Source organism: Sphingomonas sp. R-74633, from assembly GCF_013416555.1.
Taxonomy (GTDB): domain Bacteria; phylum Pseudomonadota; class Alphaproteobacteria; order Sphingomonadales; family Sphingomonadaceae; genus Sphingomonas.
Window position 1 is genome coordinate 651142 of the sequence record NZ_JACCFG010000002.1, and the last position, 20708, is coordinate 671849.

Consider the following 20708-nt stretch of genomic DNA (forward strand, 5'->3'; position numbering starts at 1 on the left):
GGGATGGCAACGAACGGGGCAGTGGAGGAGCAGGCGGCGTGGCAGCCGGCTCCACACGAGCGCTCGCCGATCCCGGGCTCGCCGCCCACGCCCTGGCACCCGCCGCTCCGCCGCGCCGCCTATATCTGCGTGGCGCTGCTGGTGGTGCTGTCGGGCTCGCTGGGCAATGCGATCGTCACTGCGAACCTGACCAGCCTGCAGGGATCGCTGGGGCTCTATTCGGCCGAGATCCAGTGGCTGCCGACCGTCTATGTGATGACCAATGTCTGCGCCAACATGGTGCTGATCAAGTTCCGCCAGCAATTCGGCATCCGCCTGTTCACCCAGATCTTCCTGATCGCCTTTGCGCTGACCACGGCGGGGCATTTGTTCGCGCACAGCTTCGCGACGGCAGTGGCGGTGCGCGCGCTGAGCGGCGTCGCGGCGGCGGCGTGCAGCACGGTCGGGCTGCTCTACATGGTGCAGGCCTGGACGCCCGAGCACCGGCTGAAGGGCATCGTGATCGCGATCAGCCTGCCGCAGATCGCCGTCCCCCTCGCCCGCCTCTTCCCCAGCGAAGCCTTTGAGCCCGATCGCTGGCAGACCATGTATCTGTTCGAGCTGGGACTGGCGCTGTTCTGCCTGGCGGCAGTGCGCCTGCTCGTGCTGCCGCCGGTCGAGCGGATGAAGGTGTTCGAGCCGCTCGACTTCGTGACCTTCCCGATCTTTGCGACGGGCATCGGGCTGCTCTGCGCGGTGCTCGGGCTCGGGCGGACCCTGTGGTGGTTCGAGGCGCCGTGGATCGCACCGGCGCTGATCGGGGCGATCGTGCTGCTGCCGATCGCCTGGCTGATCGAGCATCACCGGGCGCGGCCGCTGCTCAACACGCGCTGGCTGGCGAGCCGCGACATTTTGCGCTTCGCCGGCGTATCGATCTTGGTGCGCGTCGTGTTGTCCGAGCAGACGATCGGCGCGTCGGGGCTGCTCGGCGTGGTCGGCATGGGCAATGACCAGCTGCGGATGCTCTATCTCGTCGTGCTGCTGGCGACCCTGGCCGGCGTGGCGGTGGGGGCGCTGACGCTCGACCCCAATTTCCTTGGCAAGCCGATCCTGATCGCGCTGGCGCTGATCGCCCTGGGAGCGTGGCTCGATTCGGATTCGACCAACCTCATTCGCCCGCACGACATGTATTTCAGCCAGGCGCTACTGGGGTTTGCGAGCGCGCTGTTCATCGGGCCGGCGATGCTGATCGGGCTGACGCGCGCCTTGCGCGAAGGCCCGACGCATTTCGTCAGCTTCTCGGCGCTGTTCGGCATCACCCAGAATCTGGGCGGGCTGTTCGGATCGGCGATGCTCGGCACCTTCCAGGTGGTCCGCGAACATGCCCATAACAATGCGATCGTCGCGCAGCTGATGAGCGGCGATCCGCAGGTGGCGCAGCGGCTCCAGCAATATGCCGGCGCCTATGGCCGGGTGCTGGTCGATCCGACTTTGCGCCAGGCCGAGGGCGCGGCGATCCTTACCCAGACGGTGACGCGCGAGGCGAACATCCTGGCCTATAACGATACCTTCCTGCTGATCGCGGCGATCGCGGCGGGGACGATAGCGTGGGTCTTCATCCCGATCATGCGGATCCGGCGCGAAAATCTCGCGCGGATGGCCGCCGAGCAGCAAGCACAAGCAGGAGCGACGAATGGCTGAGCCGACACCCCCGGTGATCGAGGCGGAAAAGCCACCCGTCCCTGCCCCTGCGGTAAGCGAGGGCGCCGATCCGCCGCCCGCGCCGGAAGTCGCCGCGCGGCGCTGGAGCCCGCCCAAGCTGAGCTGGACGGCGATCGCGATCGCGGCGCTGCTGATCGTCGCTGGCGTGACCGCGGTGCTGATGGCGTGGCGGGTCTGGCCGTTCGCCGGCACCGTCCAGTCGACCGAGAATGCCTATGTCCGCGGGCAGGTGACGATCATCAGCCCGCAGGTGAACGGCTATCTGACCAGCGTGCCGGTGCAGGATTTTGCCAGCGTCAAGGCGGGCGATGTGCTCGCGACGATCGACGACCGGATCTATCGCCAGCGCGTCGACCAGGCGAAGGCGAACGTTGCCAGCGCGCAGGCGGCGCTCGCCAACAATCCGCAACAGGCGGCGTCGAAGACCGCGACCTATGGCTCGCAGGAGGCCGCGGTAGCCTCTGCCCAGGCGCAGCTCGCCAAGGCGCGGGCCGATTATGCGCGGATCGATTCGCTGGCGAAGGACGGGTTCGTCACCCGGCGCGACCGCGACGCGGCGCTGGCCACGCTGCAATCTGCCCAGGCGGCGGTGGCGCAGGCCCAGGCCTCGCGGACGATCGCCAGCGAGGACATTCAGAGCGTGAAGGTCAACAAAGGCGGGCTGGTCGCGTCAGTCGATGCGGCACGGGCGGCGTTGCGGCTCGCCGAGATCGACCTGGCCAACACAGTGATCCGCGCGCCGGTGGCGGGGCAATTGGGCGAAGTCGGCGGGCGGCAGGGGCAATATGTCACTGCGGGGACCCAGCTGATGGCACTGGTGCCGCAGACGCTCTGGGTCACCGCCGCGTTCAAGGAAGCGCAGACCGCGAAGATCCGGCCAGGGCAGAAGGCGAGCTTCAAGGTCGATGCGCTGGCGGGCGCGAAGCTGACCGGGGTGGTCGAGCAGCTCGCGCCGGCGGCGGGATCGGAATTCTCGGTGATCCGCAGCGACAATGCGACGGGCAATTTCGTCAAGATCCCGCAGCGTATCGCAGTGCGGATCAGGATCGACCGGAACCAGCCGGCAGCGGCACGGCTGCGGCCGGGCATGTCGGTCGAGGCGAGCGTGGAGGTTGGGGACTGAGCCAAGCCGCGCTAGGCTGGCCCCGAAACGGATTCGGGGACGGCATATGCGGACGGGAATGACGGCGCTGGCAGTGGCTCTGGCCTGGGCATCGCCCGCATGGGCGCAGGGGGCGGCGATCGCTCCCGCGCCATCGATCACCCCCGCGCCGCTGCCGACGGACGCGGTGGTGGTCAGCACCGACGACGCGCCGGCCAACATGGTCGCCGAGAAGTCGATCGACGACCTCCAGGCGATGCTCGCCGCGGGCCGGATGACGACGGGCAAGCTCGCCGACCTCTATGTCGAGCGGATCGGCAAGCTCGACCGCGACGGGCCGACGCTGCGCGCGGTAATCGTCACTGCGCCCGCAAAGGACCTGCGTTCGGACGGCCGCGACAGCGACGACCGGCGCAAGGCGGGCAAGCTGCTCGGCCCGCTCGACGGCATCCCGGTGCTGATCAAGGACAATATCGAGACGCAGAACATGCCCACCACTGCGGGCAGCCTGGCGCTCGCCAACAACGATACCGGGCGTGATGCGCCATTGGTCGCGCGGCTCAGGGCGCAGGGTGCGATCATCCTGGGCAAGACCAATCTCAGCGAATGGGCGAACATCCGCTCGAACAATTCGATGAGCGGGTGGAGCGCAGTCGGCGGGCTGGTGCGCAATCCCTATGCGCTCGACCGCTCCTCCTGCGGATCGTCGAGCGGCTCGGGTGCGGCGATCGCGGCGAGCCTGGCGGCGGTCGCGGTCGGTACCGAGACCGATGGTTCGGTGGTCTGCCCGGCATCGATGAACGGACTGGTCGGGCTCAAGCCGACGCTCGGGCTGGTGAGCCGCACCGGCGTGGTGCCGATCAGCCATAGCCAGGACACGCCGGGGCCGATGGCGCGGACGGTCAAGGACGCGGCGATCCTACTCGGCGCGATGGCGGGCAGCGATCCCGCCGATCCGGCGACCGCGAGCGCCGACAAGCACAAGACCGACTTTGCCGCGGGCCTGAGCCCCGATGCGCTGAAGGGCGTGCGGGTCGGATACTGGAAGCCGGAGATGGCGGCGGACCTGGCCGCGCGCTTTGACAAGGCGCTAGAGGAGCTGACCGCGGCAGGCGCGGTGCTGGTCGAGGTCAAGGTCCCCGAGATGAAGGGCCTGGGCGAGGCCGAGAGCCTGGTGCTCTACACCGAATTGAAGGCGGACATGGCGACCTATCTCGCCACCACCCCGGCCAGCGTGGGTCCGAAGACGCTCGCCGACCTGATCGCGTTCAACGACGCGCACAAGGACAGCGAGATGCGCTTCTTCGGACAGGAGACCTTCCTCAAGGCCGAGAAGACCAAGGGCCTCGACGATCCCGACTATAAGGCGGCACGCGAGAATTCGGCGCGGATGGCGGGCCCCGAGGGGATCGACGCGATGCTCAAGGCGGCGGACGCGCAGATCCTCGTCACCCCGACCTATGGCACGCCCTGGCTGAGCGATCCGGCGCATGGCGACCAGTTCCAGGGGCCCTCGGCCAGCGAGCTGCCGGCGGTTTCGGGCTATCCGCACCTCACTGTGCCGATGGGGCTGGTCAACGGGCTGCCGGCGGGGCTGTCGTTCATCGGCACGGCCTGGTCGGACGCGCTGCTGCTAAAGGCAGGCTATGCCTATGAGCAGGCGACGCATGCCCGGGTGGCGCCGCAATACCTGCCGACGATCCCGGCCGATTTGGGGCCGATGAAGTAACGGGCGTCACCGAGGCCCCTTATCGTCACCCCGGCCTTGTGCCGGGGTCCACGGTGCAGCACGCAACACCAGTAGAGCCGCTTGTCCATGACTCGCCTCCCGGTGGACCCCGGCACAAGGCCGGGGTGACGGGGTAGTCGCGAGGACGCCTGCCCTATTTCTTCCGGTCGAGCTCGAGCAGTTCCTCGCGGACATGGATCGCCTCGAGCGACATGCGCACTTCGATGAGGAAGTAGATCAGCCCGGCCATCAGCAGCAGCATCGAGACGATGAATGCGCTCGCGACCCAGAGGCCGACATGCAGGTTGAGCAGGCGGGCGCAGAACATCAGCGCGACGACCAGGCAGATGGCAAGGCCGCTGGCGGTGCACAGGAAGATCGCATTGTTGATCACCGAGATGCGGCGATCGATGATGCGCAGCTCCCAGACATGGCGGTCATGCTCGGGGCCGGTGGAGCGCGGGTGGAGCTGCTCGATATTGCGCGCCCGGTCGACGATGCGCGCGAGCCGCCCGACCATCACGTTGAGGAAGGCGCCGATACCCGCCAGCAGGAACACCGGCGCGATCGCCGCCTGGATGGTTTCGGAGACTGTGGAGAGATAGGGGCCTTCCATGCGCTGTACGTTATGACCGCGTAACTGTGTGGAGTGAAGCCCATGATGACATTCGAGACCGACAGCGATGCCGGGGTGATCGAGTTCACGGTAAACGGCGAAGTGAAACGCGCCGAATATGACGCCGCGTCCGCCGAGATGGAGGCGGTGATCGGCCAGCACGGCAAGCTGCGCGCCGTGGCGGTGATCGAGGATTTCGCCGGCATGGAGCTCGCCGCCTGGTGGAAGGACATCAGCTGGGGCGTCGGTCACCTGACCAAGATCGGCCGCGTCGCGGTGGTTACCGATATCGGCTGGATCATCACCGCCAGCCGCGCGACCAGCTGGATGATGCCCGGCGAGCAGAAGATCTTCACGCCCGAGGAGCTGGACCAGGCACGCGCCTGGGCGCGGGGATAAGCGTCATCACGGGTTGGTAACGGGTACCGCGCTACAGCCATGGCCATGTCGAAGCCGATGCTGCTTGAGGAATTCACGCGCCTGCCGCCGGCGCTCACCGTCGATTGCGTCGATGGGCTGGCCGGCGCGATCGACGCGGTTGCAGCGCGCGCTGCACCGTCGCACCGTTTCCTGCGCTATGGCTGGTTCGCCGCCGCGCTGCGCGCCTATGGCGGCCATGCCCGCACGCTGACAGTGGCCCGCGAAGGCGAGGCCGTCGCCGCGCTGCCGATCGTTTCCGCCGGTCCCACCTGGGCAAAGCTGGTCGCGGTACCCGGCTGCTACTGGCCGTTCCGCAGCTTCCCGGTGCGCGAGGATGCCGGAGTCGAGGCGATGGAGGCCTTGCTTCCCAAGCTCGCCCGTGAGGCACGCGCGCTGCGGCTGGGCCCGGTCTATGACGGCGACCCGGCGCTCGAGCTGCTCAAGGAAGCGGCGCGGGCCAAGGGCTGGGCCGTGCTCGACCGGTTCGTCGCGGACAGCTTCCTGCTAGACATCACGGCGGCGCGCGGCGAAGGCGCATGGCCGCGGGGTTCGACGCTCAAGAAGAACCGTTTCCACGAGAAGCATCTGGGCTCGCATGGCGCGCTCGACTGGAGCTTCGTCCATGGGGCAGCGTGGAACGACGGTGCCTTCGATGCCTTGGCCGAGATCGAGGAAAAGAGCTGGATCGCGGCCAAGACCGACGGTTCGGACGCCAAGTTCACTACGCGCGGCCATGGCGGCTTCTGGCGCGCGGCGGCCGAGGATCCGGTGATCGCCGAGATGATGTGGGCAGCCATGCTCCGCATCGACGGCGCACCCGCCGCCTTCTCGTTCGACATGAATGCGGGCGCACTGAAATACGCGATCGCCAACAGCTATGATCCGCGCGTCGCCAAGCATTCGCCGGGCAAGCTGCTCTATTATCGCAACCTCGTCCGCGCGATCGAGGACGGCATCACGACGGTCGACTGGGGCGCCGGCGACAGCGGCTACAAGCAGGTGATCGGCGCCGAAAAGGGCCCGGCGATCCGCGACTGGCTGTTCATCCGGCCCGGGATCGAGGCGCTGGCAGGCAAGCTGCTCCGCGCTGCCTGGAAGCGCACCGGCCGGGCCGAGACCAGTTCAGCGGCCGTGGAAGCGGATGGCGTCCTCGACACTGCAAAAGGTGACGACAGCGACGAAAAGCGTACCGGCGGCGAGGACTAGATCGAGGAACATCGGATCGCTCCCTGGTTGGATGATGATCCTGCGCTGCGCCCTGGGACAATCCGTCGCTTTGACGACCGTCAAATGCGGGCGGTATGAAGCGGCATGATGGCTGCCCAAACCTGCTCCGAATGTGCAGTGCGCGACCGGGCGCTCTGCGCCAGCCTCGACGATGACGAGCTGGGCGCGCTCAATACGCTCGGCCAGAAGCGCAAACTGGCGCGCGGGCAGACGCTGCAATGGGCGGGCGAGGAAAGCCTGGTCTGCGCCAACCTCCTCTCCGGCGTGCTCAAGCTCTCCGCCACCACGCCCGACGGACGCGAGCAGGTGGTGGGGCTGCTCTACCCGGCTGATTTCGTCGGCCGCCCTTGGGCCGAGCTCGCCGATTTCACCGTGACTGCGCTGGGCGATGCCGAGCTGTGCGTCTTCCCGCGCCAACCCTTCGAGCGCGTGCTCGAGGATCATGCCCGGATGGAGCGGCTGCTGCTGCAACGGACCCTGGCTGCGCTCGACGAGGCGCGGGCGCGGATGCTCACCCTCGCCCGGATGTCGGCGCGCGAGAAGTTGGCCGGCCTACTGATCGACCTCGCGGACCGCGCCCAGGGCTGCCGCGCCACGGCGTTCGGTCCGGTGACCTTCGACCTGCCGCTGACCCGCGGCGAGATGGCCGAAGTGCTCGGGCTGACGATCGAGACGGTGAGCCGCCAGCTGACCAGGCTCAAGGCCGAGGGTGCGATCAACCTGATGGGCGCGCGCGGGATCACGATCCGGGACCGGGCGAAGCTGGAAGCGGCCTGAGGGAACCCTTTGCCCGCCCGGGAGATCAGGCGGGGTGAAGATCGCGACCTACAACGTCAACGGCGTCAACGGACGCCTCCCCGTGCTGCTGCGCTGGCTGGCGGAGGCGCAGCCCGATGCGGTGTGCCTGCAGGAGTTGAAGGCGCCGCAGGAGAAATTCCCCGAGGCTGCGATCCGCGACGCCGGTTATGGCGCGGTGTGGCATGGCCAGAAGAGCTGGAACGGCGTCGCGATCCTCGCGCGCGGCTGCGATCCGGTGGAGACGCATCGAGGGCTGCCCGGCGATCCCGAGGATGTGCAGAGCCGCTATATCGAAGCGGCAGTGAACGGGGTGCTGATCGGCGGGCTGTATCTGCCCAACGGCAATCCCAGGCCGGGGCCCAAGTTCGACTATAAACTCAAATGGATGGAGCGCTTCGCGGCGCGCGCGGCGGATCTGGTCGGGCTGGACGAGCCGGTGGTGCTGGCGGGCGACTACAACGTGATGCCGACCGACCTCGACGTCTACAAGCCCGAGCGCTGGCTCGACGACGCGCTGTTCGCGCCCGAGGCGCGCGCGGCCTATTTCGCGCTGCTCGAACAGGGCTGGACCGATGCGCTGCGGCACCTGCATCCGGGCGAGACGATCTATACGTTCTGGGACTATTTCCGGAACGCCTATGCGCGGAATGCCGGGCTCAGGATCGATCACCTGCTGTTGAATGCGGCGGCGGCCAAGCGGCTGAAGCGGGCCGAAGTGGATAGCCATGTGCGCGGCTGGGAGAAGACCAGCGATCATGCGCCGGTGTGGGTGGAGCTGAAGGACTAGCCCGCGATCTTCCGCAGCGCCGCCACGAAGCGATCGACCTCTTCCATGCTTGTCGCCAGCGCCGGCGTGACGCGCACGCAACTTCCCGAGGCCAGCCCGTCGCGGTGGACGGTGAAGATGCCGTGCTCGTCGAGCAGCCGCTTCGCCAGCGCGACGCAGGCGTCGTGCGAGGTCTGGCCCTTCAGCCGGAACGCCGTGATCGCGCCGTAGCTGCCCGGTTCGTCAGGCACGAGGACTTCGACCCCGGCCAGTTCGCGTGCCGGGCGGACCCAGCGGTCGCGCAGCGCACGTAGCCGCGCCTGCTTGGCGGCGGCGCCGATGCTCTCGTGGAAATCGAGTGCAGCGGGCACGGCGAGCTGCGCGGCATAGTCGACCGTGCCGGTATGGACGCGCGCGCGGATATCATCCGCCTTGGCACCCAGCTCCGCGGGATCGACATCGATGTCGGCCAGACGGCCCTCGCGGATCACGATCCCGCCTACCCCGATCGGCGCGCCGATCCATTTGTGCAGATTGACCCCGATGAAGTCCGCTTCGAGCTCGGGCAGCTTGTAATCGATCTGGCCGACGCCGTGCGCGGCATCGACGATCGCGTCGATGTCGTGGAGCTTCGCCATCGCCGCGATCTCGGCGACCGGCAGCACCAGCCCAGTGCGGTGGCTGACATGAGTGAGCAGCACCATGCGGAGATTGGGATGCCGGATGAAGGCCTGGGCATAGGCCTCGATCAGCGCCTGATGGGTGGCGGGCAGCGGCAAAGCGATCTTGATCACTTCGACCCCGCGCCGGGCGTGCAGGCTCTCCATGCAGGCCTGCATCGAATCATAATCGAGATCGGCGTGGAGCACCGCGTCGCCGGGGCGCAGCTTGTTGTAGCCGAGGATCAGCGCACGCATCGCCTCGGTCGCGTTGCGGGTGAAGGCGAATTCCTCGGTCTTCACGCCGAAGAAGGCGGCGGCGCGGGCGCGGATCGCCTCGACCTCGCCGGGCATCTCGCGCCGGGCATAGAAGCTGGTGTCGCGGTTCACCCGCTCGAGCTGGGCGCGATAGGTGGCGAGGACGGGCCGCGCCATCATCCCCCAATTGCCATGCTCGAGCTGAACGGTCTTGCGGGTCACGTCATACTGGGCAGCGATTGCGGCCCAGCGATCCTCATCCATGGCAAAGGCGGGGGTGATGGCGGTTGCGGCGGTTGCGCCGAGCAAGGTCCTGCGGTCCATCATGCCCCTCCCCTTCAGACCCGGATGTACCGGAAATACCAGACGTCGCGGCCAGAAACGTCTAACATGTTGTAAGAAAACGCTATTCCAGCTAAAGCGTGCGTGATTCTACGGTCAAGGTAATCACCCGGCAATCACCAAATCGGAAGCCCTGGCGTGCTGCTGGCGCCATGGCAATTACGGGCTAGTCTGAAAGGGAGTGGCTTTCGGTGTCGCTCCCGCGGCTCCCCGCAATTCGCCCCGCGCTTGCTGCACGATCTGAAATCCACCCCATAATCCCAGTCCCGCCATCAGCCCTGCAACGATGAGATCGGGCCAAGCCGTTCCCGTTCCGAAGACGCCAGCGGCGGCGAGCAGCACCGCGACATTTCCGATCGCGTCATTGCGCGAGCAGATCCAGACGGAGCGCATGTTCGCGTCGCCAGTGCGGAACCGGTAAAGCATCAGCGCGACGCCACCATTGGCGATGAGCGCAGTGAGGCCGACAATCCCCATCACCTCGGCACGCGGCGGGTGGCCGCTCCAGATCGCCCAAATCGTTGATGCGAAGATATACAAACCAAGCAATGCCAGGCTGCCGCCCTTGAAGAGCGCCGCACGCGAACGCACCGAGAGCGCCATTCCCGCGACGCCCAAGCTGATCGCATAATTGGCGGCATCGCTCAGGAAATCGAGCGCGTCGGCCTGCAACGCTTTCGATCCAGCCGCGAACCCGGCGATCATCTCGGCGGCGAACATCGCCGCGTTGACCGCCAAGGCGATCCAGAGCGCGCGCCGCCAGCGGGGATCGTTGAGCGCGGTCGTTTTCTCCGAGGCACAGCTCGAGCAGGCCATGGGTCGTTCCTCTCGCATGGTCACGATTCGGATCCTATATGGAGCCTCTAGCAACTACAGGGTCAAGGCGGACTTCGCATGCAGATCGGACAGCTCGCACGGGCCACCTCGACCAAGGTCGAGACGATCCGATTCTACGAAAAGATCGGCCTGCTGGCGCCGCCGGCGCGCACCGGCGGCAATTACCGCGACTATGGCGAACGCCATCTCGCGCGGCTTTCGTTCATTCGCCGGGCGCGCGATCTTGGGTTCACGCTCGACCAGGTCCGCGCGCTACTCGCGCTGGCGGACGACCGCGACCAGTCCTGCAGTGCAGTCGATAAGGTCGCACGCGAACATCTGGCGCAAATCGACCAAAAGATCTCCGACCTGCGCGCGCTCCGGCAGGAACTGGACGGAATCATCAGCCAATGCACCCAAGGCGCGATTTCGGAATGCCGGATCATCGAAGCGCTGGGGCCAGCCCGAAGCTTGCCAGAACGGCCATGAAGGCTCGATGCCTTCGGTGAGTTCTGGCGCGAACGGAGGCTAGGCGGTCGCGCCTTTCCTGGCTCGCCGCCGATTGAGCAGGAAGCCGAACACCAGCGCAGCGATCGCCACGAGTTGCGCCAGCACGGTCTGCAGCGTCGGGAACAGCCCGAGTACTTCGACACGGGGCACGTCAGAAAGCGGCGTGATACCGATAAGCCCTGCCTCCTGGAGACCCGCTATTCCCTTGCCGGCCAGGACGACCGTCAGGATCGCGATCAGGACCGCGCTCCATGCGAAAAACTGGGTGATCGGCAATTGCCGGCTGTAGCGGAGCATCGCCCAGGCAATGACGGCCAGCAGCACGACCGCCGCTCCGGCGCCCGCCAACATGGCGAGGCCAGTGCCTTCGGCCCAAAGCGCCGCATAGAACAGGATCGTCTCGAACACTTCGCGGTAGACGACCACAAACGCCAGCAGGAACAGGAACCAGCCGGAGCGACGCGATAGCGCGTTCGTCATCTTCTCGTTGATATAGCGCTGCCAGGATTGGGCATTGCTCTTGCCGTGCATCCAGATGCCCACCGTCAGCAGGATGATCGCTGCGAACAGCGAGCCGAACCCTTCGGTGAGCTCGCGCGATGCGCCGCTGATGCCGATGACATAAGTCGCGGCAACCCAGGTCAGCGCACCGACGCCCAGCGCCGCGATCCATCCGGCATGGACATAGCCGAGCACTTCGCCGCGCTCGGTCTTGCGCAGGAACGCGATCATCGCGACCACGATCAGCAGGGCTTCCAGGCCTTCGCGCAGCAATACTCCGAACGCGCCGAAGAAGGTGGTGGCACTGCTCGCCTTCTCGGGCGCAAGCGCCGCCTCGGCTTCGCCGAACAGCGCGTCGAGCTGCCGATTGGCCTCCTGCACTTCGCTGAGTGGACGGCCGCTTCCGATCGCGGCGCGCAGCGCTCCCATCGCGGTTTCGATCCGGGTCATCAGCGCAGCGTCGCGCGCGCCGAGGATCGGCTCGACCGGCTCGAACCCGTCGAGATAGGCCGACAGAGCAAGATCGCTGGCAGCCTTCCGGTCGCCTGCGGCATAGGCCTTGAGGCTGGCATCGAGCCGTTCGCGCGCGAGTGCCAGCGAACCAGCCGGGCGCGCGGTGACGGCATCGGGGTGACGCCGCAGATAGGCAGTGACTGCGTTCGCGCGCGTATCGCCGAGGTCGGCGGCAAGCGAGGCGGGGGTGGCGCCGACAAAGGCTGCGAGATTGGGGTAGCGCGACCGCAGCGCGCCATCATTTTGCCAGAGGTGCTCGCCTGCCTTTGCCTGTGCGTCCGGAAAGGCGAAGCCGCCGGCGTAGAAAGCGAGCGCCCAGCGGTCCTGCTCGGGCAAGGTGTCGAAGCTGACCATCGCGGTGCCGTCGAGCCCCTGGGTGATCACCTGATAGAGCGCGAACAAGCTGCGCTGCCGCGCCCGGGTGACGTCAGCGAAGGCGATCGGCGGAGGGTTGAGCTTGGCGGCATTGGGGCCGCGACCGTCGCCGGTGGCACCGTGGCAGGCCGAACAATGCTGCGCGTAGAGCGTCGCGCCGCGACCGATGTCGGGGAGCGTCGCAGGTGCGAGCGGCACCGGATAGGCCGCGAGCAGCCCTTGGGCCAGCGCGCGCGACTGGGCGGCGACATCGGCTGGTTCAGCGCGCGCGGCGATCGCCGACTGGAGCCGTTTCGCATCGCCGAGCAGTCGCGATTTCGCGCCATTCGCCGGCAATTGCATGATCCTCGCGACGATCTGTCCGGCGAACTCGTTCATTTCCGCGAATTCGGACGTGCTGGTCACCTTGCCTGCCGAGACCGCGCCGGCATAGTCGACGGCGACGTAATCGAGCAGCCGCCAGGTTGTCTGAACCTCGGCATCGTTCGCGAATGCCGACCCTGAGCAGAGCAGCGCTGCCGCCGCGAGTAGGAGCAGCGAGACGCGCCGCCAGGCCGAAATCCGGAGCACGCGTTCGTCTACGAGGCGGACGGCGGTGGGCATATGGTGAGAACCCTTGTTGCGAATGATTCGCGCTATCGACCCTCTACCAGCTAGAGGGTCAAGCGATATCGGGCGTTCGCGCCGAAAGGGCGCGTGCCGGACGCAAGTTTCGGCCAGCGAACGGCAATGCTAACGATCCGAAGCGATCTCGGTCAGTGAGGATGCGAGTGCCGGTGATGCAGGTCCGGATAATGGGCATGGCGGTGCACCATCGGCGCGTGGCGATGCCGGTGGCTGTGCGGCGCGCGCGGATCGACACCCGGCTCGTGCTCGTGCTGGTGGTGCGCGTCATGGATGTGGCGGTGTGCGTGCTCGAGCGCCAAATGCGTGTGTTCATGCTCGTGCGCTTCGCTGAGATGGAGCCAAAGGCCGACCGCCATCAGCAGCCCCGCCAGGATCAGTGGGACGCTCAGCGGCTCACCGAACATCGGAATCGACAATAGCGCACCGATGAAGGGCGCGGTCGAGAAATACGCCCCTGACCGCGCGGTGCCGAGGTGTCGCATGGCGAGGACGAACAGCGCGAGACTGATGCCATAGCCCAGCAAGCCGACCAGCGCCGCCGCGCCGAGCATAGCAGGCGCGGGGAAACTTGCGCCCAGCGCCAGTGCGAGAATGAGGTTGGTGGTGCCGGCGGCCAGGCCCTTCAGCATCGCGATCTGGACCGGATCGGCGGCGCTCAGCTTGCGAGTGAAATTATTGTCGATCCCCCATGCCAGGCATGCCCCGATAACCGCCAATGCTCCGAGCCCGCCTCCAGTCGGGCCGCCGCTCCATGACAGGAGGACCGCGCCGCTCAGGATCGCCGCCGCACCCAGCAGCAGGCGCCGATCGACATTCTCGCGAAAGGCGATCCACGCGATAGCCAGCGTCGCCAATCCCTCGACGTTGAGCAGCAGCGAAGCCGTTGATGCCGGCGTTCCCGCCAGGCCCAGCATCAGCAAAACAGGCCCAGCCACGCCGCCGCTCAGGACCACGAGAAACAGCCAGGGCAGCTCGGCGCGCGTCAACGGCGCTTCGGCCGCTTCCCGGCGGAGAAGTTTGCGGGTGAGTCGGAATGCGAATAGCCCAACGCCCGACCCGAGGTAGAGCAGGCTCGCGAGCAGCCACGCATTGACGCCGTTCGCCAGCAGAAGCTTGGCGAACGGCGTGCTCGCGCCGAACAGCACCGCCGACGCCAATGCCGCCACGATTCCGGGTGCAGGACTGAACCGCAAGATCATTCGCTCCTTCCCGGTGGCGCGCTTTCCCCTGCAAGAACGCAGGGGTCAGGGTTGCTTCCGAATTGCCGTCACTTCGCCAGCGTTGCCGGTCAGTGCAAGATCGAACGCCACCTTGTCTCCTACCGCGACACTGTCGAGCAGCGCAGGGCTTGCCTTGAACGCCATCGTCATCGCTGGCCAGCCGACCTCGGGGATTGGCCCGTGATCAAGCGTGATCTTGCCGGCCGCCTTGTCGATCGCGGTGACGGTGCCGGTGCCCTTGCCCGTCTTGGCGGTGGTATCCGCAGGCATGGCCATATTGCCCATGCTTTCCGCAGTATTCGCCGGCGCGGATACATTGGTCGCGGCTTTCTCGCCGCAGCCAGCGAGCAGGGCAGTCAGACCGAGCGTGGCCAGGTAGAGAGGTTTCATCGTCGTCGTCTCCTTCAGGGTTGAATAGGTTGATTGAGGGGCTTCGTGTGTCGGCGCCGCATCAGCAGATAGGCGGCGGGGATCACGAACATCGAGAGCAAGGGCGCTGTCAGCATGCCGCCGATCATCGGCGCGGCGATCCGGCTCATGACTTCCGAGCCGGTGCCAGTCCCAAGCAGGATCGGCATCAGGCCGGCGAGGATCACCGCGACGGTCATCGCCTTGGGGCGCACGCGCAGCAGTGCGCCTTCGCGCACCGCATCCATGACCTGCCCGGCATCGGGCGCCTCCCCGCGGTCGGCGAGCGCGTGCTTCAGGTAGATGAGCATCACCACGCCGAACTCGGCGGCTACCCCGGCAAGCGCGATGAACCCGACCCCGGTCGCGACCGACTGGTTATAGCCGAGCAGATAGAGCAGCCAGACACCGCCGGTCAGCGCGAACGGAAGCGTCGCCATGATCAGCGCGGCTTCGTCCAGGCGCCGGAACGTCAGATAGAGCAGCAGGAAGATGATCGCGAGCGTGGCCGGGACCACGATCTGGAGCCGCGCCGTGGCGCGCTCGAGGAACTCGAACTGCCCCGTATAGGCGACACTGATCCCGGGCGGCAGCTTGACCTTTTCTGCAACGGCGGCCTGGAGGTCCTGAACGATCGCGGTCAGTGCCCGCCCGCGCCCATCGACATAGACCCAGGTCGCGGGTCTGCCGTTCTCGCTGCGCAGCATCGGCGGACCCGAGACGATGCGTACATCGGCCACCGTGCCGAGAGTGATCTGCTGACGCGACGGCGTGAGGACCGGCAAATTGACCAGCTTGTCGGGACTGTCGCGCAGCTCGCGCGGATAACGGACGCTGATCGGATAGCGCGCGAGGCCTTCCACGGTCTGGCCAATCGCCTCGCCGCCGATCGCGCCAGAGACGACCGCCTGCACGTCGGCGACGTTCATCCCGTAGCGCGCCGCCGCCGCCCGGTTGACGCTGACATCGATATAGCGCCCGCCGGTCAGCCGCTCGGCGAGCGCCGAGCTGACGCCCGGCACCGTCTTCGCCACCGCCTCGATCGCGCGCGCGGTGCTGTCGATCTCGGCGAGGTTCGAACCCGAGACCTTGATCCCGATCGGGCTCTTGATGCCGGTCGCCAGCATGTCGATCCGGTTGCGGATCGGCGGGATCCAGAAATTGGCGAGGCCCGGCACCTTCACGCGGGCGTCCAGTTCCTCGATCAGCTTCTCCTGCGTCATGCCGGGCCGCCATTGATCCCTGGGCTTGAATCGGATCGTCGTCTCGAACATCTCCAGCGGAGCGGGATCGGTGGCGGTCTCGGCCCGCCCGGCCTTGCCGAACACGCTTTCGACCTCCGGTACCGTCTTGATCAGCCGGTCGGTTAGCTGGAGCAACTGTCCGGCCTTGGCGGTCGAAATCCCCGGCAACGCAGAGGGCATGTACAGCAAATCGCCTTCGTTCATCGCGGGCATGAACTCGCCGCCGGTCTGGCTGATCGGCCACAGGCTCGAGGCAAGCACCAGCGCCGCGATCAGCAATGTCGCCTTGGGACGTTCGAGCACCCAATCGAGGAGCGGACGATAGCTTCGGGCAAGCCATCGGTTGACCGGATTGGCTTCTTCGCCGGGAATGCGGCCGCGGATCAGCCAACCCATCAAAACCGGCACCAGCGTGATCGACAGGATCGCGGCGGCCGCCATCGCATAGGTCTTGGTGAAAGCGAGCGGGGCGAACAGCCTGCCTTCCTGCCCCTGCAGCGAGAAGATCGGAATGAACGAGAAGGTGATGATCAGCAGGCTAAGGAACAGCGCCGGCCCGACCTCGGCCGCGGCATCGGTGATCACCCGCCAGCGCGCGTCGCCCTTCAGTTCCTCGTCCGGGTGATCGTGCGCCCAGCGTTCGAGATGCTTGTGCGCGTTCTCGATCATCACCACCGCGGCATCGACCATCGCGCCGATCGCGATCGCGATCCCGCCGAGGGACATGATGTTGGCGTTCACGCCCTGGACCCGCATCACGACGAAGGCGGCGAGGATGCCGAGCGGAAGGGTCAGGATCGCGACCAGCGCCGAGCGGACGTGCCACAGGAACAGCGCGCAGACGATCGCGACGACGAGGAATTCCTCCAGCAGCTTGCCGGTCAGATTATCGACCGCGCGGTCGATCAGCCCCGAGCGATCATAGGTGGTGACGACCTCGACCCCGGGCGGCAGGCTCGCGCGCAATTCGGCGAGCTTGACCTTGACGCCATCGATCACCTCACGGGCGTTCTTGCCCTGGCGCATGACGATGACGCCGCCGGCGACTTCGCCTTCGCCGTTCAGCTCGGCGATGCCGCGCCGCATTTCGGGACCAACCTGAACCGTCGCGACGTCGCTCAGCAACACGGGCACGCCGCCCGCCGCGGTGCGGATCGGGACGCTGCGAAAATCGTCGAGCGAGGTAAGATAGCCCGGCGCCCGGACGACATATTCGGCCTCGGCCATCTCGACGACCGAGCCACCGGTCTCCTGATTGGCGCGCTTGAGCGCATCGACCAGCTCGCTCTGGGTGACGCCGTAGGAGGCGAGCTTCCGGGGATCGACCACCACCTGGTACTGCCTGACCATGCCGCCGATGCTCGCGACCTCGGCGACGCCGGGCACGGATTTGAGCTCGGAGCGCAGGAACCAGTCCTGCAGCGAGCGCAGCTGGCTCAGGTCATGCCGGCCTGTCCTGTCGACCAGCGCATATTCATAGATCCAGCCGACCCCGGTCGCATCGGGCCCAAGCGACGCAGTCGCGCCGGGCGGCAGGCGTCCCTGCACCTGGCTCAGATATTCGAGGACGCGGCTGCGCGCCCAATAGAGATCGGTGCCGTCGTCGAACAGGACGTAGACGAAGCTGTCGCCGACGAACGAATAGCCGCGCACGACCCTGGCGCCCGGAACCGACAGCATCGTTGTCGCCAGCGGATAGGTGACCTGGTTCTCTACGATCTGCGGCGCCTGCCCCGGGTAGGAGGTGCGGATGATGACCTGCACGTCGGAAAGGTCGGGCAGGGCGTCGATCGGCGTCGTGCGGACCGCGCCGATCCCGACCACGACCAGCACTAGCGCGGCAAGCAGGATGAAGCCGCGCGCCTTGACCGAGGCTCGGATGATGCGCGCGATCACCGCTTGGCGTCCGTCAGCGGGCGGACCTGGATGCCGGTGAGGCTCGCTTCGGAATCGAGCAGGAACTGGCCAGACGCGACGACCTTCTCGCCTGGCGACAGCCCGGCAAGGACTTCGGTCTGCCCGCCAGCCTCGCGGCCAATTCTGATCTCGGCCGGGTGATAGCGGCCGTCGCCGGTTGCCAGCATGACCAGGGTTCGCGTGCCGGTGCGGATAACGGCTTCGCTCGGCACCAGCAAAGCGGGGCGCGCATCGCCGCCGAGCGCGACGGTGGCGAACATGCCCGGCCGCAATCGGCCTCCGCGGTTCGCCAGCTCGATCCGCACGGTCAGCGTGCGGCTGTCGGCCTGGGCTGTCGGGAGCACCGCGATCACCCGGCCCCCGAACGTCTCGCCGGGAAAGCTGGTCAGTGTCGCGGTCGCGCTCTGGCCCATTCGGACATCGCCGGCACGCGCCTCGGGCACCGCGGCATTGAGCCAGACGGACCCGAGGCCGCTGACCTGGGCGAGCGTCTGGCCCGATGCCAGGGTCACGCCCTGCCGCGCGTCGAGCGTCTGGATGACCCCGGAGATCGGCGTGGTGACGGTGACGATGCCGTTCGGACGCCCGCTGCGCTCGACGCTTGCGATCAATCCGTCGGACATGCCCAGCAGCTTGAGCCGCTGCCGCGCCGCCGCGGTGAGATCGGGCTTTCCGAGGCGCCGCACGCTCAGATACTCGACCTGCGCGCCGCCCCATTCGGGCAGCAGCAGGTCCGCCATCGGTGCGCCCGCGCGAACGACATCGCCCGGCGCACGGCCGTAGACGCGCTGCACGAATCCGCCCGCGCGTGCCTGGATCACGGCGACGTCGCGCTGGTTGAAGTCGATCGTGCCGGTGACGTCGAGCGTGGCAGCGAGGCTGCCCATCTGCGCCGTGACCACCCGCATCCCAAGGCTCTGCTGCGCAGCCGGATCGATCGTCACGCCGGCGGGGCCGCCTGCGCCGCCTTCGCCGGCATATTTCGGGACGAGCTGCATATCCATGAACGGGGATTTGCCCGGCTTGTCGAACTTCTGGTTCGGGAACATCGGATCATAATAATAGAGCACATTGCCGCTGCCCGCCGTGCTGGCCGTCGCTGGCTGTGCATCGCCGCGATGCCCCAGCCAATAGCCGGTACCGCCCGCGGCGAGCGCGACTGCCAGAAGCGAGGCGCCCCAGAGCGATGCTGTTTTCGATGCGAGCGTCATGGCCGCTCCTCCCCATAAGTGATGGTGATGCGGACAGCATCGCGTGCGACATCGGCTTCGCGGTTGAGCGCCTCGACTTCGGCTTCGGCGAGCGCGAGCGTCGATAGCAAGGCGGTGCCCAGGTCGAGCTTTCCCGCCGCGTAGCTGTCGCGATCGAGCACGGCGCGGCGCTTGGCCAGCGGAACGAGTACCTCGCGCGCATTGCGCAGCCGGGCATGATGCATCGCGTGATCCGCGAGATCGGCTTCCAGGGATGCCAGGAGTTGCCGCCTGCCGGCTTCGCGGTCGAAGCGCGCGCCTTGTGCCCTGCTGTTGCTGGCATCGACCCTCGGATTCTGGCGCCTCCCCGCGAACAGCGGGAGATCGACGGACACATTTACCGAGGCGAGATCGCCAAAAGCGGGAGCACGCCGGCCGTACGAGACACCGACCCGCCAATCCGGCCGCTTGTCGGCACGCGCGAGCCGCACGTCGGCGTCGGCCCCGGCGATATTAGCGTCGAGGACACGCATTCCGGGCAACGAGTCGATGCCCGCCCTCAAGCGGTCGGGATCTACCGTCAGATCGGGCGGGTCGCCTGAGACCTCCGGATTGGGATCGCCGGTGTACTGCGCAAGCCGCGCCCGGGCCTGCGCGATGACCGCGACCATCTCCGCACGGCGGTCGGCGATCGCCGCGCGAAGCTGCTCGGGCTCCAGAGCCTGGGACGGCCGGGCGCTTCCCGATGCCAGCCGCGCGGTGACGGTTTTCTGCAAGTCATCGAGACTGGCAAGCAGCAGGTCCAGCTGCGCCAGCCGCCGTTCGCCATAATAGAGATCGATCCACGCGAGCGCGGTCTCCAGCCGGACCGAGCGTCGCTCGGCCAATTCGCTTGCCTCGGCCATGCCGATCTCGGCGGTCGCCCGTTCGGCACGCGCGTGGCGTTTGGCGAGGTTTGGGAATAGCTGGCTGAACCCGATCGTCGTCATCGTGAAATCGTCGCCGGTGAAGCTGCCCGCATGCGGGCCCGTCACCGGGAAATCCCTGATGCCCAGATCGAGGGTCGGATCGGGTAGACGGTCGGCAGCGGTCGCCGACGACCGTGCGCCAGCGGTCGAGGCCGCGCGCGCTTTGAGGCTTGGCGCATTGGCGGTGGCGCGCTCGAGCGCCTCGGAATAAGTGAGCGGATCCGCCAGCGCGGCAGAGGGCAGCCAAAGGCAGCCGGCCGCAAGCAGCAATAATCGCATCGATCGAAATCCCTGGATGAATCGAAAGTCGAGTCGCGCCGATCAGCCCGAGCGCAGCGTCAGGGACGCCGTCCGGTCAGTCGCGCGCGCGCGGATTCAGCCAAGGAGTGTCGGTGGTTCCGGTTCGGGTACGACCTCGCGCCCGGTGAGGTTGGCAGCGACGGGCCAGTAGTCGGAGACCGGCGGTTCGCGCGAGAGGGCCGACGCCGCAGCGGGCTCCTTGAGCGCCATCACGACCGTGCACCCTGCCATCAACATACAGCCGGGCTTCATGCCCTTGCCGCTCTTGTCGCTGTCGCTCTTCGAGCCGCAGTCGGGGCAATCGGCGCCCATCTCGCAGCCGGGCATGGCCGCCATTGCCGCTGGCTCGCTCTTGGCCATGAAGAGGCACGGCGCTGCCATCGCAACGCCGTTTCCGGCGAGGCCGAACAGAATGCCCAGGCAGAGAAGGTAGCGAAGCAGCTTCAGCACGCGCATGGGGATGCGTGATGGCATGGCTTGAGTCAATTGATCGCGCGCCAT

General features: G+C 67.2%; 18 protein-coding genes. 8 read left to right on the top strand and 10 right to left on the bottom strand.

Translation table 11 applies throughout. The features are described 5' to 3' along the window. Positions 1-3 precede the first annotated feature (3 nt). Genes HZY97_RS09285 through HZY97_RS09295 form a run of 3 tightly spaced genes read left to right on the top strand, consistent with a single transcriptional unit; the run spans position 4 to position 4532 of the window. Positions 4-1680, top strand: coding sequence for an MFS transporter (locus tag HZY97_RS09285; RefSeq protein WP_180142814.1), 1677 nt, complete (start codon positions 4-6; stop codon positions 1678-1680). Further along, positions 1673-2824: an HlyD family secretion protein gene (locus tag HZY97_RS09290; RefSeq protein WP_180142815.1), complete on the top strand. Its 1152-nt coding sequence runs from the start codon at positions 1673-1675 to the stop codon at positions 2822-2824. The genes HZY97_RS09285 and HZY97_RS09290 overlap by 8 nt, the downstream gene beginning before the upstream one ends. Positions 2825-2882: 58 nt before the next feature. Then, the gene (locus HZY97_RS09295; RefSeq protein WP_180142816.1) at positions 2883-4532 is read left to right on the top strand and encodes an amidase; all 1650 of its coding nucleotides are present in this window, start codon (positions 2883-2885) and stop codon (positions 4530-4532) included. 154 nt (positions 4533-4686) lie between these two features. On the opposite strand, the gene HZY97_RS09300 is transcribed toward HZY97_RS09295, so the two are convergent. Continuing rightward, on the bottom strand, positions 4687-5148 hold the full coding sequence (locus HZY97_RS09300; RefSeq protein ID WP_180142817.1) for a DUF2721 domain-containing protein: 462 nt from the start codon (positions 5146-5148) through the stop codon (positions 4687-4689). Positions 5149-5190: 42 nt separating this feature from the next. Here HZY97_RS09300 and HZY97_RS09305 point away from each other — a divergent pair, with 42 nt between their 5' ends. From HZY97_RS09305 to xth, 4 genes are all read left to right on the top strand, one after another. Then, positions 5191-5547, top strand: a complete 357-nt coding sequence (locus tag HZY97_RS09305; protein ID WP_180142818.1) for an STAS/SEC14 domain-containing protein — start codon at positions 5191-5193, stop codon at positions 5545-5547. 39 nt (positions 5548-5586) lie between these two features. Next, entirely contained in the window at positions 5587-6774 is a 1188-nt protein-coding gene (locus tag HZY97_RS09310; protein WP_257214968.1) for a GNAT family N-acetyltransferase, read from the top strand. Between the two features lie 105 nt (positions 6775-6879). Beyond that, a complete protein-coding gene (locus tag HZY97_RS09315) occupies positions 6880-7572 on the top strand; it encodes a Crp/Fnr family transcriptional regulator (RefSeq protein ID WP_306670051.1) in 693 nt (230 codons plus the stop codon). A 34-nt stretch (positions 7573-7606) separates the two neighbouring features. Next, positions 7607-8380 (top strand): exodeoxyribonuclease III, encoded by a 774-nt coding sequence (gene xth / locus HZY97_RS09320; protein ID WP_180142819.1) that lies wholly within the window; start codon positions 7607-7609, stop codon positions 8378-8380. Here xth and HZY97_RS09325 read toward each other — a convergent pair. Then, a complete protein-coding gene (locus tag HZY97_RS09325) occupies positions 8377-9603 on the bottom strand; it encodes an aminotransferase class V-fold PLP-dependent enzyme (protein WP_180142820.1) in 1227 nt (408 codons plus the stop codon). The genes xth and HZY97_RS09325 overlap by 4 nt on opposite strands. A gap of 174 nt (positions 9604-9777) precedes the next feature. Continuing rightward, on the bottom strand, positions 9778-10434 hold the full coding sequence (locus HZY97_RS09330) for a cation transporter (RefSeq protein WP_180142821.1): 657 nt from the start codon (positions 10432-10434) through the stop codon (positions 9778-9780). A 78-nt stretch (positions 10435-10512) separates the two neighbouring features. Here HZY97_RS09330 and HZY97_RS09335 point away from each other — a divergent pair, with 78 nt between their 5' ends. Beyond that, positions 10513-10923 carry a helix-turn-helix domain-containing protein gene (locus HZY97_RS09335; RefSeq protein ID WP_180142822.1) on the top strand — a complete coding sequence of 137 codons (411 nt, stop codon included), beginning with the start codon at positions 10513-10515 and terminating at the stop codon, positions 10921-10923. Between the two features lie 39 nt (positions 10924-10962). Here HZY97_RS09335 and HZY97_RS09340 read toward each other — a convergent pair whose 3' ends face one another. From HZY97_RS09340 to HZY97_RS09370, 7 genes are all read right to left on the bottom strand, one after another. Beyond that, positions 10963-12936 (bottom strand): cytochrome c/FTR1 family iron permease, encoded by a 1974-nt coding sequence (locus tag HZY97_RS09340; RefSeq protein ID WP_180142823.1) that lies wholly within the window; start codon positions 12934-12936, stop codon positions 10963-10965. A 152-nt stretch (positions 12937-13088) separates the two neighbouring features. Beyond that, positions 13089-14159 (bottom strand): DMT family transporter, encoded by a 1071-nt coding sequence (locus HZY97_RS09345; protein ID WP_180142824.1) that lies wholly within the window; start codon positions 14157-14159, stop codon positions 13089-13091. Between the two features lie 45 nt (positions 14160-14204). After that, positions 14205-14570 (bottom strand): copper-binding protein, encoded by a 366-nt coding sequence (locus HZY97_RS09350; protein WP_180142826.1) that lies wholly within the window; start codon positions 14568-14570, stop codon positions 14205-14207. Between the two features lie 14 nt (positions 14571-14584). After that, complete coding sequence (locus tag HZY97_RS09355; protein WP_180142828.1) at positions 14585-17728, bottom strand: efflux RND transporter permease subunit; 3144 nt, start codon at positions 17726-17728, stop codon at positions 14585-14587. After that, a complete protein-coding gene (locus HZY97_RS09360) occupies positions 17725-18960 on the bottom strand; it encodes an efflux RND transporter periplasmic adaptor subunit (RefSeq protein ID WP_180142830.1) in 1236 nt (411 codons plus the stop codon). Before HZY97_RS09360 ends, HZY97_RS09355 begins: the two co-directional genes overlap by 4 nt. Beyond that, a complete protein-coding gene (locus HZY97_RS09365; protein ID WP_180142832.1) occupies positions 18957-20186 on the bottom strand; it encodes a TolC family protein in 1230 nt (409 codons plus the stop codon). The genes HZY97_RS09360 and HZY97_RS09365 overlap by 4 nt, the downstream gene beginning before the upstream one ends. Before the next feature lie 96 nt (positions 20187-20282). Then, a complete protein-coding gene (locus HZY97_RS09370) occupies positions 20283-20708 on the bottom strand; it encodes a hypothetical protein (protein WP_180142834.1) in 426 nt (141 codons plus the stop codon).

Excerpts from the sequence above, each read along its gene's own strand:
- HZY97_RS09290 (WP_180142815.1), top strand. The coding sequence starts at position 1,673 with ATGGCTGAGCCGACACCCCCGGTGATCGAGGCGGAAAAGCCACCCGTC.
- HZY97_RS09285 (WP_180142814.1), top strand. The coding sequence starts at position 4 with ATGGCAACGAACGGGGCAGTGGAGGAGCAGGCGGCGTGGCAGCCGGCT.
- HZY97_RS09315 (WP_306670051.1), top strand. The coding sequence starts at position 6,880 with ATGATGGCTGCCCAAACCTGCTCCGAATGTGCAGTGCGCGACCGGGCG.
- HZY97_RS09305 (WP_180142818.1), top strand. The coding sequence starts at position 5,191 with ATGATGACATTCGAGACCGACAGCGATGCCGGGGTGATCGAGTTCACG.
- HZY97_RS09370 (WP_180142834.1), bottom strand. The coding sequence starts at position 20,708 with ATGGCGCGCGATCAATTGACTCAAGCCATGCCATCACGCATCCCCATG.
- HZY97_RS09350 (WP_180142826.1), bottom strand. The coding sequence starts at position 14,570 with ATGAAACCTCTCTACCTGGCCACGCTCGGTCTGACTGCCCTGCTCGCT.
- HZY97_RS09330 (WP_180142821.1), bottom strand. The coding sequence starts at position 10,434 with ATGGCCTGCTCGAGCTGTGCCTCGGAGAAAACGACCGCGCTCAACGAT.
- HZY97_RS09345 (WP_180142824.1), bottom strand. The coding sequence starts at position 14,159 with ATGATCTTGCGGTTCAGTCCTGCACCCGGAATCGTGGCGGCATTGGCG.
- HZY97_RS09310 (WP_257214968.1), top strand. The coding sequence starts at position 5,587 with ATGGCCATGTCGAAGCCGATGCTGCTTGAGGAATTCACGCGCCTGCCG.
- HZY97_RS09300 (WP_180142817.1), bottom strand. The coding sequence starts at position 5,148 with ATGGAAGGCCCCTATCTCTCCACAGTCTCCGAAACCATCCAGGCGGCG.
- HZY97_RS09295 (WP_180142816.1), top strand. The coding sequence starts at position 2,883 with ATGACGGCGCTGGCAGTGGCTCTGGCCTGGGCATCGCCCGCATGGGCG.
- HZY97_RS09335 (WP_180142822.1), top strand. The coding sequence starts at position 10,513 with ATGCAGATCGGACAGCTCGCACGGGCCACCTCGACCAAGGTCGAGACG.
- HZY97_RS09340 (WP_180142823.1), bottom strand. The coding sequence starts at position 12,936 with ATGCCCACCGCCGTCCGCCTCGTAGACGAACGCGTGCTCCGGATTTCG.
- HZY97_RS09365 (WP_180142832.1), bottom strand. The coding sequence starts at position 20,186 with ATGCGATTATTGCTGCTTGCGGCCGGCTGCCTTTGGCTGCCCTCTGCC.
- HZY97_RS09360 (WP_180142830.1), bottom strand. The coding sequence starts at position 18,960 with ATGACGCTCGCATCGAAAACAGCATCGCTCTGGGGCGCCTCGCTTCTG.
- HZY97_RS09325 (WP_180142820.1), bottom strand. The coding sequence starts at position 9,603 with ATGATGGACCGCAGGACCTTGCTCGGCGCAACCGCCGCAACCGCCATC.